A 15,665-nucleotide genomic window follows, 5' to 3' on the forward strand; every position below is an offset into this window, starting at 1 on the left:
GGGTACGCAAACGGAGATATTTCCCCGCCCGTCCTACATGATCTTGCACCACATCAGGTAAGACGGGCAAAGCCGTATCAACGCGACCGCTCGTGGCTATACCAGCGGCGCGACCGTATTCTCCAGACCCAGCAAAGCTTTCCCGTAAAGCTCGGCTCCAATAGCAGGGAGGACAATCGCATGACGGGCCGCAGTATTCGAATCGCGCCACCAGCGTTGCATCGGACTCGTTTCGGCAAAGCTTCCCGCGCCATGAGCAAATATCAGCGTGTTCAGCGCGTCGGTGATGTCAGACGCGATAACGCCGGTATCAGCGCGGACCCGAGTCCGGGTGATGTAGTCTGGAGACTCATTGCGGCGAGCCGAGTCGTCGATCTCATCGGCAGCACGGAATGCGCGCAAATGTGCGCTATCGATCTTCAACGCTGCCTCCGCTACTTGCACCTGAAATACGGTCGAATCGGTTTGCCTGGTGAACGAGGTGTAAGCGATTGCTCGTTGAGGTGCCTTCTCGATCACGTACTTCAACGCCGCGCGGCCGATGCCCAACTGAGGACCGATAAGGACGATGGACGATACCGGTCCGAATGCGGCGCGATACGCGACCTCTTCCTTGAACGGAGTCGAATACTCGCCGCGGACCGCCGCCATAATGTCCAACAGCCGGTGGTCCGGGACGAATACGTCCTTTCCGACGATGCAGTTGCTGCCGGATCCACGCATACCAGTCGTGAACCAGGTGTCCTCGATTGTAAGTTCGCTCATTGGGACGAGCGCAAGATATTGAGCCTTGACCGCCCCGTTCTCGTCATGCTCCACGCAACCGAGCATCGCCCATTGAGCGTGCAGTGAACCCGATGAAAAGTACCACTTGCCCGACATGACCAACCCACCCTCGACACGACGTACCTGGGTTGTAGGCGTGAACACGCCCGACACCCGCGCATCAGGATTGGTTCCAAACACATCGTCTGCGCCTGCTTCGGGAAGAGCCCGGTAAACCACGCGCAACCGTTGATGAGCGACACGACCCACGCAGTTCCACCACATGCGTCCGCTAGCGCAGCAGAGACTTCCAGATGCGACCGGATAGTGCCTTCGTAACCGCCGTAACCGGTCTTCCATCCGCGAGGTAAGTGACGACTGTTACGCCCGTTGCGAACAGGCCCATACAGACACGAAGCAGTTTTTTATCGAGTATTTTTTCTCTTCGGAAAAGACAATATCTTCCATGATAAAAGTCCGTCAAATTGATCTTTCCAACAGGATAAGCAACCGCATCAATCGGCTGCACGCTCTCTTCGCGACGACCACGTATATTTCCTGATGCACCCTGGAATCCTATGTGCGATCTTTATCACTCGTATTACAGGGAATATCTGGAATCAAGTGAACAACCCAACTATCATCTGCTAAACGCGGCAAACCTGGTTAGACTGAGTTTTCAAGGAAAATATATGTGGACTGCGTTCTCGCGGCAAGCTGAAGTGAACGATGTACGGGTTTTCTATACTCGCTTTTGTCAAAATGACGAAATGTCAAAAAGATCAAGGCGCTCTCTTTAGGGACACGAAAATTGATCGACCACCTCACGAGAACATCCGGCCGTAAGCGTGTTCTGATGCGAACGAAGCTGCTGGACGCTGCGATGAGCCTTTTAGTGAAGCGTGGAGGACCAAGGCCGGTGATTGATGACGTCATTCGTGAGGCGAAGGTATCGCGGGGAACGTTCTACAACCACTTCAATTCACTTGATGAGGTGATGGCGGCGATCGGCGAAGAGATCAGTAACCAGATGACCGCGGAAATTCTCCCGCTCTACAGTGCGCTAGTTGAGCCGTGGCAGCGTGTCTCAGTAGGATTTCGGCTCTTCTTGCTACGAGCGCTTCTGGACCAAACCTGGGCCGCATACGTCACGCGAGTTGACGCCTGGCCGCACAATGCGTTAGTCGCGAGGTACAGGGCACTCGATCTTCAGAATGGCAAAGCCTCCGGTCAATTTCACTACGGGCGAATCGACGCGGTAAGCGATTTTCTGAGGGGGGCATCAGCACACTGCATTCAGACAATCATGGAAGGCGTGGACCACCCCAATTCATACATGGACGCCAGCGTGCGGATGACTCTCATCGGGCTTGGATGCACGGCTGAGCTTTGCGAGAAAGGAGTCACGTTCTCGCTCGATTGCCTTCAGGCATGGGCGTCCGGCACTGGTGGCATCAGCAAGCCAAAGTGGATCGACAAGATCGATACCGAAGATGGGCGAGTTTTCATGTCATATCAACCAACACGTAAGCCCAATGCAGTCTGAAATGGTCAACCGGTCCAGTCGCCGTCAGGCGCGACAGATCCGCAGGCGCACGCAAATCCCGGATTGAATCCATTAGTTATTCCAAACGACTCGTACACGCATGTCCGACAAAGAGTCGCCGGCGATCTTGCCGTTCCCGTTTGCGGACAGTGCCAAGGGTCTCGACCCCAAGTGCGATCCCACCGCACCACCCGATGCCGACATGTCATCCTCACTTTCTCCCGAAAAGCTGAAGGCCGTATTCCAGCAATAGTGATTCGAAGCGAATCGTGAGATCGTGGAGTCCTCGGCACAGCCTCGTCCTCAAACGACGCCCTTCAGGCAATCTTCCGCGCGCCAGCCATGCAACCACGCCAACGCGTCGTAGAACTGCTCCTGCGTGCGGCCGACCCAAAGCGAGTTACGCACCAGACGCTCGACACCCTTCGCGTGATAGATGCGGCCCATTTCCCGCGCCGAGTACAGCACGCGTGCCGTGCGCGGAATACGTGCGGTCTCGTACAGTTTGAACGCGGCTTCGAAATCGCCGTCGGTCGCGGCAACGGCCGCGCCGAGCGTGACCGCGTCTTCAAGCGCCTGACAGGCGCCTTGGGCGAGGTACTGGGTCATCGGGTGCGCGGCGTCGCCGAGCACGGTGGCGCGCCCGTCGCTCCAGCGCTCCACGGGATCGCGGTCCGCCGTGGCCCAGCGCTTCCAGGAAGTCGGCCGGTCGAGCATCTGGTACGGCAGCGGATGGATGCCCTCGAAGTACGACAGCACTTCCTGCTTGCTGCCTTCGCGCACGCCCCATTCCTCCTTGTCGCGGCTATGGAACGTGACGACGAGGTTGTACTGCCGGCCGCCGCGCAGCGGATAGTGCACAAGGTGACAATGCGGACCCGCCCACACGACAGGCGCATTGATTTGCAGATCCTTGGGCATGTTCTCGGCATCGACGACTGCGCGATACACGACATGTCCCGTCACGCGATGCTCGTCGCCGATCAGCGCCTTGCGTATCGCTGACTTCACGCCGTCACAACCAATCACCGCGTCCGCGCTGTAGCGCTCGCCATGCTGATCGGTGACGGTGACACCGTCGGCATCCTGATCGAGCGTGCAGACCTGCGTGTTCGTGCGGAACTGGATCAGCGGATGATCCTTGACGGCTTCGAGAATCGACAGATGGATGTCCGCGCGATGAATCACCGCATACGGATTGCCGAAGCGCTCGCGATACGGCGCGCCGACGTCGACGCGGACGATTTCCTTCGCGTCGAGCGCGTCCATCAGGCTCAGGTAGTCGGTGAACACGGCCCGACCGCGCGCCGCCTCGCCGACACCCAGTGCATCGAGCGCGTTGAAGGCGTTCGCGGCCAGCTGGATGCCCGCGCCTATCTCCTGGATTTCCGGAGCCTGCTCGAGCAGCTGCACACGAATGCCCTGACGCGCCAGCACCAGCGCGGCGGCCAGGCCGCCAATCCCGCCGCCGATCACGAGCACGCGGCGCCCTTTGTCTGTCTCACTCATGACTGTCTCCCCATGCAAAGCTATCGATCGTAGTTGGCGCTTTAGCGCTTACTACGGTCTCATCCAAAATGATTGCCCCGCAATCAAGCAATGTAATCCGGCTGCCGCTGCGGCTGCGCAGCAGCGAACGCCGGGTGTTTCAACGCGTGTTCATACACAGCGAGGTTGCGCGGATAGGCGCTCAAATCGCAGTCCATGCGCAGCGCGTTGGCGATCTGCGGGACGAGGGACACGTCAGCAAGCGTCGGCTGCGCGCCGAAGCACCAAGGCCCTTCGTTGCTGCGTTCAAGCATGCGCTCGGCAGCGGCCATCCCTTCAGCAATCCAGTGTCGGTACCACGCGGTCTTCTGCTGCGGCGTCACCTTGAGTTCGGCCTCCAGATAGCGCAGCACACGCAGGTTGTTGACCGGATGAATGTCGCACGAAATCAGTGACGCGAATTCGAGCACGCGCGCACGCGACGCCGGTTCGAGCGGAATCAGGCGCGGCTCGGGATGCGTCTGGTCCAGGTAGTCGATGATCGCGAGTGACTGGCTGAGTTTGAAATCGCCGTCGATCAGCGCCGGCACCGACGCTGACGGATTCACGTTCGCCACGTAGTCCGCCGCGCGATGTTCGCCGATGCGGATATTGACGGGCAGCGTGTCGTACGCGAGACCTTTGAGCGCGAGTGCAATGCGCACACGGTACGACGTCGAGCTGTTGAAGAAACTATGGAGTTGCACGAGTAGACCTCCGTCCAATGCAGATTACGTGTATCAGGCCACGCGTACCGTCACTTCCCCCAGACGCTCGACGCCTACCTTCATCGTGTCGCCCCTCTTCACCGAACCAACGCCTTCGGGCGTGCCCGTGAAGATCACATCGCCCGGTTCGAGGCGAAAGAACTTCGACAGGTCCGCAACGGTTTCGGCCACCGACCAGATCAGATGCGACACATCGCTCTTCTGCTTCGTCTCGCCGTTGACCGTCAGCCACAGGCCGCCACTTTCAAAATGGCCGACCGCACTGGCGGGATGAATCGGGCCGATCGGCGCCGAACGGTCAAAGGCCTTGCCGATTTCCCACGGACGGCCCATTTCGCGCATTTTCATCTGCAAGTCGCGGCGCGTCATGTCGAGGCCGACCGCGTAACCCCATACGTGATCGAGTGCCTGTTCGACGGCGATATCCGAGCCGCCCTTGCCGATCACCGCGACGAGTTCGGCCTCGTAGTGGTAGTTCTGCGTCTGTGACGGATATCCAAGTTCGAGCGTCTCGCCATCAGCAACGGGCACGACGGCATCGGCGGGTTTGCAGAAGAAAAACGGCGGCTCACGATCGGGATCGAAGCCCATTTCACGTGCGTGCGCCGCGTAATTGCGGCCCACGCAATAGACGCGACGTACCGCGAATTGAGCATCGCTGCCAGCGACGGGAACGGCAATCGGAGCTTCGGGCGGAAATACAAAAGCCATGATGAATTCGACTCAGCAAAGAAGAGGATTAAGCACGCGCCGCGTCGGCGGTGCGCGTAAGAAAATGCCGATGATTAGCTGCGTTCTTCGCGTAGCAGATTCAGCGCGGCGAGCACGGGACGATCCGAATAGCTGAACAGCACGCTTTCCGCGGCCGCCGATAATTGCACGGGTGCCCATGAAGGCGCGACGAACACGTCGTGAGGGTCGAAGGTGAATTCGTCATTGCCGATCTTCACGGTGCCGTTGCCTTCGACGACGCAGTACACGGTTGCATCGGTGCTGCGATAGGTGCGGCCCTTGAAGCCCGCAGGCAGGTATTGCATGAAGGTCGCAATGGTCGGCATCGGCCAGCCGCCCGTCGCCGGATTCACATAGCGCAGCTTCACGCCATCCCATTCGTCGAGTTCGCCGTTGCGGTACAGCGTGTCGAGCGCTTCGCGGCTGCGCTCATACGGGTAGCTGAAAATCGGCGAAGTGGGATCGGTCACGCGATGCCGCACGGGCACCATGTTGTGGCCAAAGCGCGCCAGGCTGTCGCCTTCCGGGCGCGACACGGGCTGCGTCGCCTCGGGATAGTTCTCGGCGAAACCGGCGTCCATCTGCGCGACAAGCGGAATGTCCAGGCCATCGAGCCACACGACGGGCTCGCCTCCGTCTTCCACGGACGGATTTCCGTGGTCGTGCCATGTCCACGACGGCGTGATGATGAAGTCGCCCGGATGCATGGTCGTGCGCTCGCCGTTGACGGCCGTCCACGCGCCCTTGCCTTCGACGATAAAGCGCAGCGCCGATTGCGTATGCCGATGGCTCGGCGCGATTTCGCCGGGCAGGATCAACTGCAGTCCGGCGTACAGGTTTGGCGTCATGCTCGACTTGCCGGGCAGTCCGGGGTTTTCGAGCACCAGCACGCGACGCACGGCCTCTTCGGCGCTGATGACTGAACCGGCCTGCATCACGAGGTCGCGCACCTGCGCGTATTTCCAGATCGCGGGCTGGGCTTTGGGTTGCGGCGTCTTCGGCACGAGGTTGTGCAGCGATTCCCACAGTGGCGCCATGCGCTGCCGCGCGATTTGCTCGTAGTAGGCCGCGCGCGATGCGCCCGGAGCGTGGTTGGTCATGCGCGTCTCCTTTCGGTGTCTCGTGGGTCAGGCGCGTCGCGGGTCACGCGCCGGTCTTGTAGACCCTCCGCATTATTTATATGCGACAAAGCTATACTCAGTAAAATGGCAAATACATCTAGCCCATATGGTTTCGGGTATATCTCCGCAAACATAGCGGGAATCTGACGAGAGGATTAGGCGATGGACTGGACTTACCGTCTTCGTCTGAGGCATCTGCAGGTGCTGCTGAGCCTCGCGAGCACAGGCAATCTGAGCCAGTCGGCGGCGGCGCTCAACACGACGCAGCCGGCGTTGTCGAAATGGCTCAAGGAACTGGAGGAGGATGTCGGCCTGCCGCTATTCGAGCGGCACGCGCGCGGCTTGCGGCCCACGTCGTATGGCGAGGCGTTGATTGAACACGCGCGTCGCATCGAAGCACACCTCGATGTTGCGCGCGACGACATGCAGGCAATGCGTGAAGGCGGCAGCGGACTCGTGAGCATTGGAACGTCGGGCGTATCGGCGGCCGATACAGTGCCCCTCGCCGTCTCCCGGCTCCTGGAGCGCATGCCTCGCGCACAGGTGCGACTCGTCGAGAGCACGATGAACCAGTTGATGCCGCAGTTAGCGCGCGGCGAGCTGGATATCGTCGTCGGCCGGTCTGGCCAGCAGTACGACGATCCGCAGTTGCAAGCGCAGACGCTTTACACGGAGCCGATCAACTTCGTCGCGGGACCGCAGCACCCACTCGCCCGCAAGTCGACGCTCACCTGGGAAGACGTGCTTGGATTTTCATGGATCGTCTGGCCACAAGGCACGCCGGTGCGAACGGCACTGGAGGCAGCGCTGACGGCCGAGGGACGCACGCTGCCGGATCATTGCGTGGAATCGAATTCCTCGATTCTCAACCTGACATTGCTGAACAACACGGAACTGGTGGGTGTCGCATCGCATCGGGCCGCGCTGCGCTTCGAGCAGTTGAACGCCCTTCGTATTTTGCCTATCCAACTCGAAGGCTTTGGGTCGGTCTCGGTCTACTGGCACGCCGAGAACATCAATCGCGCGGCGGTGGCCATGACACTGGAAAGCCTGCGTGCTTTCGCTGACCCGCACATGAAAGAATGGCACACCGCCTAAGGCCTCAGACGCCGGCCCGCGTTCAATCCACGACCGTATCGCCTTGAGACTTCTGGGTGAGGTTCGTCTCGATCTGACGCATGACCTTCCAGAAAACGCGCATATCTTTTTGACTGATCCCGTCGAGCGATGCCGAAATCATCTCGGTGAGCTCGGGCAGCATTTCATCGACCAGCCGCTTGCCCTCGTCCTGCAGATTGACGAAGTACTTTCGTCTGTCGTTTGGGTCACGGGTTCGTTGCACGAGGCCGCGTTTTTCAAGGTTATCGAGGGCCGGTACCGCGGTGGTGGAGGCGATGCCCACGCGCTTGCTGAGTTCCAGCTGGTTCAGTTCACCGCGTTCGGCCAGTACTCGAAGGTAGTACCAGTACGCGATCGCGAGATTCTCCCTGTCGAGAATCTTCTGTGCTTGCGCGTCGTAAAGCCTGTGTATCGTTCGCGCCATCCACGGCACAGTTCGGCCCCGATCATCGAATACGTCAGAGGGTTCTTTTGCTGCCGGTCGTACGGCAACGTCCATCGTTGCTTTGGCCGCAGCGGAATTTGACTTGGGCATTCGCTCATTCCTTCACATAAGGGCCAGTCCGGCGGCAAGCCGATTGGCGAAAAATACGACGATCCGAAGCATCTCTCCAGGGGGATTCCCTGGAGTCCTTGACTTTGTTCATCCCGAAACACATCATTCGATATAAATCGATCTTAGGCGGAATCATCTTTTTGCAGATGATCCGTCGCAAGGGAGATCATACAACAGATGCCGGTTTGTTCATCTGTATCCGCGAATCCACTGATGGTGCGGGACCGCATTGCTGGCGCATAACGGGCAAGAGCGAGGAACTCTCAGCGCTTCGCGCCTTGTCACGGTCACGCCCTCTTTACTCACAAGAGCCATGAGGCGGGATCGTTACCCACGCGGACTGGCAGTTCCGTCAACAACCCGGTCAGTTATCGCGCTCGCACCGGCGCATTTCAGCTCAGGAAAAGACTCGTATGCAAAGACACATCCTTGTACTGATACTCTGGCTGATGCCAAGTGCTCTACGCATGGCGGCGCGTATGTTTCCTTCCGTGCGTGAACATCTCGGGTCAGGACACTGGGTAATCCAGCTCCGTCTGCGGGACAACAGCCTGGCGAGACAACTCCATTTCAGAAACGGCACTGTGTCCGCGCGCTGGGGAGTGAACACTCAGCCCGACGCCGAGCTTGTCTTCATGGATGCGGCCACGGCACGCCAGATGCTCGCGCCGACGACCGATCACGCGTTCCTGATCGATGCGCTCAAGAACTTCAAGATCACGCAGGGTGGCAGCGATCAGGCTCTCGTCTGGTTCGGCCAACTGGTGAACACGATGAAGACGGCGTCCTGGCGCAAGGGTATGCGGATGAAGGACGGCACCACCCGTTACGTCACCCTGACAAATGGTGGGCCTGTCTTCGTGTTCGTCAAGGACGGCAAGATCATCCGGACCACGCCCATCGATCTTACGGAGGAAGACGGCTCGAGCTGGACCATCACGGCACGGGGTCGCCGCTTTACGCCTGCACGGCGCGCAACCGTCAGCCCGCACGCGCTCACGCTCAAGTCCCTCGTGTACTCCGACAAGCGCATCCTTTATCCGATGAAGCGAGTCGACTACGACCCGAAGGGAGAACGCAATCCCCAAAGCCGCGGAATCTCGGGCTACGAGCGTATCAGTTGGGACGAGGCGCTCGATATTGTTACCGGTGAAATCACGCGCATGAAACAGCAGCATGGCCCCGGGGCTATTGCCATGGCTACGGGCGCTCACCATCAGTGGGGAAACATCAACTACTACCTGAGCGCCATGCAGCGCTTCGGCAATCTGATTGGCTACACGCGTGTCGAAATGAGCCCGATTAGCTGGGAAGGCTGGTACTGGGGTGCCATGCATCACTACGGCAACAGTCTGCGTCTGGGCACGCCGAGCTTTTACGGCACGACCGAGGATTGTCTCGAACACGCAGAGGTGATTGTGTTCTGGTCGAGCGATCCCGAGTCGACTAGTGGCGTGTATGCCGGATTCGAGGGCACAGAACGTCGGCTGTGGGCAAAACAGCTCGGAATGAAGTTCGTTCACATCGACCCGTACCTGACGCAGTCCGCCCAGTTTCTCGGCGGGAAGTGGTTGCAGATTAAACCGGGCACGGACTCGGCGCTCGCGATCGCCATCATGCATGAATGGATGATCAATGGCACCTATGACAAGGAATACGTGGCATCGAGAACGACGGGCTTCGACGAATGGCGCGCTTACGTTCTCGGCGACGAGGATGGCACGCCCAAAACTCCGGAGTGGCAGGAGGTTGAAACCGGCATTCCCGCGAAAGATGTCCGCAGTCTTGCGCAATTGTGGGCTTCAAGGAAGACCTACCTTGCGGCTGGCGGCCTGGGTGCCGGATTTGGTGGCGCATGCCGCACGGAGACCGGCGCTCAGTGGGCGCGCAGTATGGTGATGATGATGGCGATGCAGGGTTGGGGAAAACCTGGCATCAACTTTGGGAATCTGCAAATCGGCGCACCACAAGACCTGAACTTCTACTTCCCCGGTTACGCCGAGGGTGGAATCTCGGGCGACCTGAACTACACCGCGAGCGCGGCCAATAACTATTGCCGCATGCCTCACATCATCACGATCAATCCGGTGAAGCAGTCCGTCCCTCGACAACGGCTGGCTGAGGCCATCATGCAGGGAAGTGCTGAAGGCCATATGTGGGACGGTTTCTCGATTGAAGGGCAATTCGGTCAATATTCGTATCCCAAGCCGGGCCATTCGCGGATTCACATGCTGTATCGCTACGGCTCCTCTTCATTCGGCACGGTCCCCGGATCGAACCGGCTGATGGATGCGTATCGCGATCCATCCCTCGAGTTTGTCGTGAACCAATCGATATGGATGGAGAACGAGGCGCAGTTTGCGGACATCATCCTGCCAGCGTGCACCGCGCTCGAACGTGACGACATCTCCGAATGGGCGAACTGTGGCGGCTACATTCAGCATGCACAGAGCCAGCTCAATCACCGCATGATGATCATGCAGCACAAGTGCATCGAACCTCTCGGCGAATCCAAATCCGACTATCAGATATTCCTGGAGATCCTGACAAGGCTCGGGTACGGCGGCATGTACTCGGAAGGCGGCGGATCGGAACTGACCTGGTGCGAGCGGATGTTCAACTCCACGGATTTGCCCAAGCAGACGACCTGGAAGAAATTCCTGCAAAAGGGATACCACGTCGTGCCGCCGCCCAAGGACGATGACAAGCAGCCGGTGGATATGCGCTGGTTCGCGGAAGACCGCACCAAAGACCTACCTGAAGCGAATCCCCTTCCTGGCGTCTATTCGGCTGGATTCAGCCAGGGACTCTCAACGCAATCGGGCAAGTTCGAGTTTGTGCCGTCCAGCCTGCGCCGTATTGAGCAGATCGATCCGGCCCGGCCGGCAGTCAATCGATACATCAACAGCGGGAGCACTGCGAAGCAGAGCTTCCCGCTCCAACTGGTGACCAACCATCCGGTCTACAGTTTCCACACTCAGGCTGATGGGAAGAACAGCCATATCAGCACGATCAACGAGCACCGGATGAACGTTGGAGGCTATCGATACTGGGTTCTGCGAATGAGCCCTCAAGATGCATCGGCGCGCGGAATCCAGTTCGGCGATCTGGTCCGCGTCTATAACGCACAGGCGTCTGTCATTTGCGCGGTGGACGTATCGAAGCTCGTCACGGACGGCGTCGCGCGCGGCAACGAATCATGCGCTGAACTCGACCTGATCCAGACGTCGGTGGGTCTGGTCGATCGCGGGGGTTGTCTCAACCTCCTGACGCCTGGGCGAAAGATGAGCCCGACCGCAGATGGGATTGTCCCCAACAGTTGCTGGGTGGAGGTAGAGAAATGGGACGTAACAATGGAGAAGGCAGCATGACCGGCTGGGCATTGGTAATCGACGTTTCGCTCTGCATCAATTGCAGAAACTGTGTGATTTCGACGAAAGACGAGTACACCGGCAACGAGTTCCCCGGTTATTCGGCACCTCATCCTCCGGAGGGCCTGGACACGATTCGGGTCGAACGTCATGTGCGAGGAGAGGGAGCGCTCGTGGACGTCACCTACGTTCCCCAGATGTGCAATCACTGTGACAATGCGCCGTGCGTCAAGGCGGCAGCAGATGGATCCATCTACAAGCGCCCGGATGGCGTCGTAGTCATTGATCCGGTGAAGTCACGCGGCCGACGTGAGCTGGTGACGACCTGTCCGTACGGGATGATCGAATGGAACGAACAGGAACAGGTGCCACAGAACTGGAACTTTGACGCACATCTGCTCGACACCGGCTGGAAAGAACCGCGCTGTGCGCAAGCCTGCCCGACCAAGGCAATTCGCGCGCTGAACGTGCCGGACAGACAACTGGAAGAGATGGTGAAGAACGAACACTTATCGGTCATCCATCCGGAGTTCGGCACGAAGCCGCGCGTCTTCTACCGGCACCTCGATGATGCCCTGAGCCATCTCGTGGCGGGCAACGTCTGCGAAGCGACTGACGACGGCCGTCTGCGAAACCTGGAAGGCGTTGAAGTTGTATTGCACGATTCCGCCGGCGGCGAAGAACGTACAACAACAACCGATATTTTTGGAGATTTCCGGTTCTCTGGTCTGACGGAGCAGACCTCGACAATCGAATTGCGCATCAGAAAGGACGGCAGCGAAAAGGTCATCGCAACCAGGGAGCGCTCAGGAAGCGTCAACCTCGGCACGCTGCTCTGTTGACGCTCACCGTCTGGTGGGGCCGCTGCTGTCGGCGGCCCCGCGTCGGCGGCCCCGCGCACAGGGTAACGGCATCAGGCTGTCAGGACAGCAGCATGCCAATTCCACGCCGGAGTTGGCAACTGCTGCTCTCTGCAACGACTATCCTTGCGCCGATCAGATCGCGAAGCTCTCGAGACTTGCCGGATGGAATAGCTCTCGAGCTTCCAGCCGGCGGCTCGACAGTCCCTCTGCATAATGACGGGCGAGGAAGCGGTCCACGACACGTTCATTGTCAGCAAAACCGTATGACCAGAAGTCGGTACCCATCAGCTTGCGAGCGGCACGCAACTGATCCTCAACGAACGGCAACGTAATCTTCGTGGCCGACGTATCGCTCAATCGTGTCAAGGCAAGGGCCTTGGACTTCTCAAACGCCTTCATCACTGCGCCGGGCAGCCACGGATGACGCTCCGCGAGCGTCTTCCTGATTCCGAGCGTGTGCATGATAGGGAAAAGCTTCGTGCGTGAATACCAGTCGGCGGCGGCTTTGTGCGGGTCATCGAAAAGATACTTGACCTGAGGATGCCCACGGTCGAAGCAGGAAGGAGCGCGCGGCCCAATGACCGCGTCGATCTTCCCTTCTGCCAGCAGGTTCGAGATTGTCTGCCCTTCCGGAGCGTTCTCCAGTTTCACATCGTCAGGCAGATTCAGCGTGATTTTCTCGACGCGTGCCGCATCTTCGTAGCCGCCACGCACCCACGTCACGTCGGAAGCCTTCACGCCGTATTCTTCTTCGAGAAAGAGACGGACCCAGACATTAGCCGTGAGTTGATACTCGGGCACGCCGATGCGCTTACCCTTCAGGTCCTCAGGGCTGTTGATGCCGCGGTCCGCACGCACATAAATTGAGGTGTGCCGAAACGCTCTCGACGGAAACACCGGAACCGCGATGTAGGGTGAGGTCCCCGCAGCGGTCTTCACCGAGTAACTGCTAAGCGAGAGTTCGCAGATATCGTAGTCGGCATGTCGGAAAGCGCGGAAGAATATCTCCTCCGGGTCCTGCAACATGAAAACCGGATCGACACCCTCGATCTGCACCTCGCCATCGACCAGTGGCCGAACCCGATCGTAGTTGCCTACGGCGACGGAAAGCTGAAGCTTGCTCATTGCTTCTCCTGAACGTTACTGAAAATGCAACCTTTGCAGGTTGATGCATCGTCTGGTGGCTCGCGACTTGTGTCTCGCTCTCTCCGGTTATGAGGGTGCCAACGCGGCCCAACCTTCATCGCGATCGACAATCGAATCAATTAGATTTATATCGAATGATCTTATACGGAATCATGCGTGTCAAGGAGTTCCGAGGGCGAGTCGACACGCGCAGGACATGAGAGAGATATGACTTGCCAGGGGATTCCCTGGAGTTTCTTGACATCATTCGTTCCGAGACGCATCATTCGATATAAATCTATTTCCAGACAGATCCGACAGAAACCCTTAAAGCAGGAAAACCGCCATGGACACCGCTACGACGGAGAACTGGGACCGCGAGGTCGACGTCATCATCATGGGAGCCGGCGCGGCTGGCATGACGGCGGCAATCGTGTCAAAGAACGAAGGGCTCGTGCCGCTCGTTCTCGAGAAGACGGACCAGGTCGGTGGGACCTCCGCATGGTCGGTGGGCATGATGTGGTTCGTCGACAGCGCGCCCATGCAGGCTGCCGGCTTCAAGGACTCGTTCGACAAGGCGCGAAAATACTTTGCCGCCACGGTCGGGACCCGTGTCGACCGCTCATTGCAGGAAGCCTACATCTCGCAGGGCCGTGTCGCGCTCGATTACCTGTTGCGTCACTCCGAACTGGAAGTCATGGCGCTCGAGTATCCGGACTACAGCCCCGAACTCGAGGGCGGGATGTTCGGTCGCGCTCACGCCCCGCTCGAATTCGATGGGCGCAAGCTTGGCGCGCACTTCAAGGATCTACGTGCTCCGCTTCCGGCCTTCGCGCCATTCGGCGGGATGATGCTCGACCTCGTCGACCTGCTCCACTTCCTTTCCTTCACGCGCTCGGCGCGATCGTTCTTCCATGTACTGAAGCGCTTTTTTCGCTATGGCGTGGACCGGCTGAACTATCATCGCGGCACCCGGCTCGTTGGTGGGAATGCACTGACAGGTCGCCTGTACAAAACCATGCTGGATCAGAAAATCGACGTCTGGCTGCGCGCATCCGCGACGAGGCTGATCATGGATGGCGGCAAAGTCACGGGCGCGGAAGTGGTTCGTGACGGCCGGACAATCCGCGTACGCGCTCGCCGGGGCGTCGTCATTGCGACGGGGGGCTATCCCGGCAACCAGGTCATGCGACGGGAGCATTCCCGCCAACCAACCGTTGAACTTGGACTGGGGCTGCCCAGCAACGTCGGCGAAGGCATTCACCTTGGCGAATCGGCCGGCGGTCGACTCGACCACAACAATCAGGACACCGGCTTCTACGTCCCCATGTCTGTCTATTCGAACGACGCGGGTGGCAAGGAACTCTGGGGGCACTTCATGCTCGACCGTCCCAAGCCCGGCTTCATTGCTGTCGGCAAGGACGGACACCGCTTCACGAATGAGGCGGCGTCGTACCATGCCTTCACGCTTGGCATGTTCAACGCAGGCGCAATCCCAGCCCACCTCATCGCGGATGCCACGGCGATAAAGAAGTACGGGATTGGAGTCATCCTGCCTGGCAGCTTGTCGTTGCGACGCTATGAGAGAGCGGGCTACCTGTTCAGCGGTCGCACATTGCGTGAACTTGCCGGCAAGATCGGCGTGGACCCGAGCGGACTGGAACGCAGTGTCGAGCGCAACAATCGCTTTGCGAAAACCGGTATCGACGAGGACTTCGGGAAGGGATCATCTGCGTACAACATTTATAAGGGTGACCCGACGCACTCGCCAAGTCCCTGTCTCGGCCCCATTGAGAAGGGGCCCTTCTACGCCGTCAAGCTGATGCCGGGCGACTTTGGAACGAGCCGTGGGCTCGTCACCGGATCTCACGGAGAAGTTCTCGACGACGATAGTCGCCCGATTCCCGGACTGTATGCCTGCGGCAACGACATGAACTCGCCGGTAGGCGGCCATTACATCGGTGCCGGCATTACGCTCGGGCCCGCATTGACGTTTGGGTATCTCGCCGCCATGGCGCTTGCCGCGAATGATCCGGCCGAGGCTGTCGGCAAGTCAGAGCCCGCTTCATCGCGTACGCAAGACGTCGGCCTTTCCTGATCAAAAAACGCCCTCTGTGAAATCGGACCGTGCGCCAGTCACGGCCGATTTCCACATCACGACCCGCCGCGGGTCGCTGTTCTCATATCCCACGCCTCCTTTCGACGTCCCAAC

The 15,665-nt window shown here is 59.2% G+C and carries 13 protein-coding genes; 6 read left to right on the plus strand and 7 right to left on the minus strand.

What is annotated here, in order from left to right; translation table 11 throughout:
* Nucleotides 1–96 precede the first annotated feature (96 nt).
* On the minus strand, nt 97–966 hold the full coding sequence (locus PQR32_RS08040; protein ID WP_408224158.1) for an acyl-CoA dehydrogenase family protein: 870 nt from the start codon (nt 964–966) through the stop codon (nt 97–99).
* A 610-nt stretch (nt 967–1,576) separates the two neighbouring features.
* Here PQR32_RS08040 and PQR32_RS08045 point away from each other — a divergent pair.
* Entirely contained in the window at nt 1,577–2,311 is a 735-nt protein-coding gene (locus PQR32_RS08045) for a TetR/AcrR family transcriptional regulator (RefSeq protein WP_408224161.1), read from the plus strand.
* Between the two features lie 100 nt (nt 2,312–2,411).
* Nucleotides 2,412–2,564, plus strand: coding sequence for a hypothetical protein (locus tag PQR32_RS08050; RefSeq protein ID WP_408224164.1), 153 nt, complete (start codon nt 2,412–2,414; stop codon nt 2,562–2,564).
* Between the two features lie 50 nt (nt 2,565–2,614).
* Here the strand turns inward: PQR32_RS08050 and PQR32_RS08055 are convergent, their stop codons facing one another.
* The 4 genes from PQR32_RS08055 to gtdA form a co-directional block, all read right to left on the minus strand.
* Nucleotides 2,615–3,820, minus strand: a complete 1,206-nt coding sequence (locus PQR32_RS08055; RefSeq protein WP_408224167.1) for a 3-hydroxybenzoate 6-monooxygenase — start codon at nt 3,818–3,820, stop codon at nt 2,615–2,617.
* A gap of 83 nt (nt 3,821–3,903) precedes the next feature.
* Nucleotides 3,904–4,545, minus strand: a complete 642-nt coding sequence (gene maiA, locus PQR32_RS08060) for a maleylacetoacetate isomerase (RefSeq protein WP_408224170.1) — start codon at nt 4,543–4,545, stop codon at nt 3,904–3,906.
* Between the two features lie 33 nt (nt 4,546–4,578).
* Complete coding sequence (locus tag PQR32_RS08065; protein WP_408224173.1) at nt 4,579–5,277, minus strand: fumarylacetoacetate hydrolase family protein; 699 nt, start codon at nt 5,275–5,277, stop codon at nt 4,579–4,581.
* Between the two features lie 74 nt (nt 5,278–5,351).
* Nucleotides 5,352–6,398 (minus strand): gentisate 1,2-dioxygenase, encoded by a 1,047-nt coding sequence (gene gtdA / locus PQR32_RS08070; protein WP_408224176.1) that lies wholly within the window; start codon nt 6,396–6,398, stop codon nt 5,352–5,354.
* Between the two features lie 183 nt (nt 6,399–6,581).
* Here gtdA and PQR32_RS08075 point away from each other — a divergent pair, with 183 nt between their 5' ends.
* The gene (locus PQR32_RS08075) at nt 6,582–7,517 is read left to right on the plus strand and encodes a LysR family transcriptional regulator (RefSeq protein WP_408224179.1); all 936 of its coding nucleotides are present in this window, start codon (nt 6,582–6,584) and stop codon (nt 7,515–7,517) included.
* Between the two features lie 22 nt (nt 7,518–7,539).
* Here the strand turns inward: PQR32_RS08075 and PQR32_RS08080 are convergent, their stop codons facing one another.
* Nucleotides 7,540–8,073 (minus strand): MarR family winged helix-turn-helix transcriptional regulator, encoded by a 534-nt coding sequence (locus tag PQR32_RS08080; protein ID WP_408224182.1) that lies wholly within the window; start codon nt 8,071–8,073, stop codon nt 7,540–7,542.
* A gap of 434 nt (nt 8,074–8,507) precedes the next feature.
* Between PQR32_RS08080 and PQR32_RS08085 the strand changes: the two genes are divergently transcribed.
* Nucleotides 8,508–11,465, plus strand: a complete 2,958-nt coding sequence (locus tag PQR32_RS08085; RefSeq protein ID WP_408224185.1) for a molybdopterin-dependent oxidoreductase — start codon at nt 8,508–8,510, stop codon at nt 11,463–11,465.
* Nucleotides 11,462–12,307: a 4Fe-4S dicluster domain-containing protein gene (locus PQR32_RS08090; protein WP_408224188.1), complete on the plus strand. Its 846-nt coding sequence runs from the start codon at nt 11,462–11,464 to the stop codon at nt 12,305–12,307. Before PQR32_RS08085 ends, PQR32_RS08090 begins: the two co-directional genes overlap by 4 nt.
* Before the next feature lie 153 nt (nt 12,308–12,460).
* Here PQR32_RS08090 and PQR32_RS08095 read toward each other — a convergent pair whose 3' ends face one another.
* Nucleotides 12,461–13,453 (minus strand): ABC transporter substrate-binding protein, encoded by a 993-nt coding sequence (locus PQR32_RS08095; RefSeq protein ID WP_408224191.1) that lies wholly within the window; start codon nt 13,451–13,453, stop codon nt 12,461–12,463.
* Between the two features lie 346 nt (nt 13,454–13,799).
* Between PQR32_RS08095 and PQR32_RS08100 the strand changes: the two genes are divergently transcribed.
* A complete protein-coding gene (locus tag PQR32_RS08100) occupies nt 13,800–15,551 on the plus strand; it encodes an FAD-binding protein (RefSeq protein WP_408224194.1) in 1,752 nt (583 codons plus the stop codon).
* Nucleotides 15,552–15,665: the final 114 nt, after the last annotated feature.

It is taken from the genome of Paraburkholderia dipogonis (assembly GCF_046027395.1).
In the GTDB taxonomy this organism is placed as follows: Bacteria; Pseudomonadota; Gammaproteobacteria; order Burkholderiales; family Burkholderiaceae; genus Paraburkholderia; species Paraburkholderia dipogonis_A.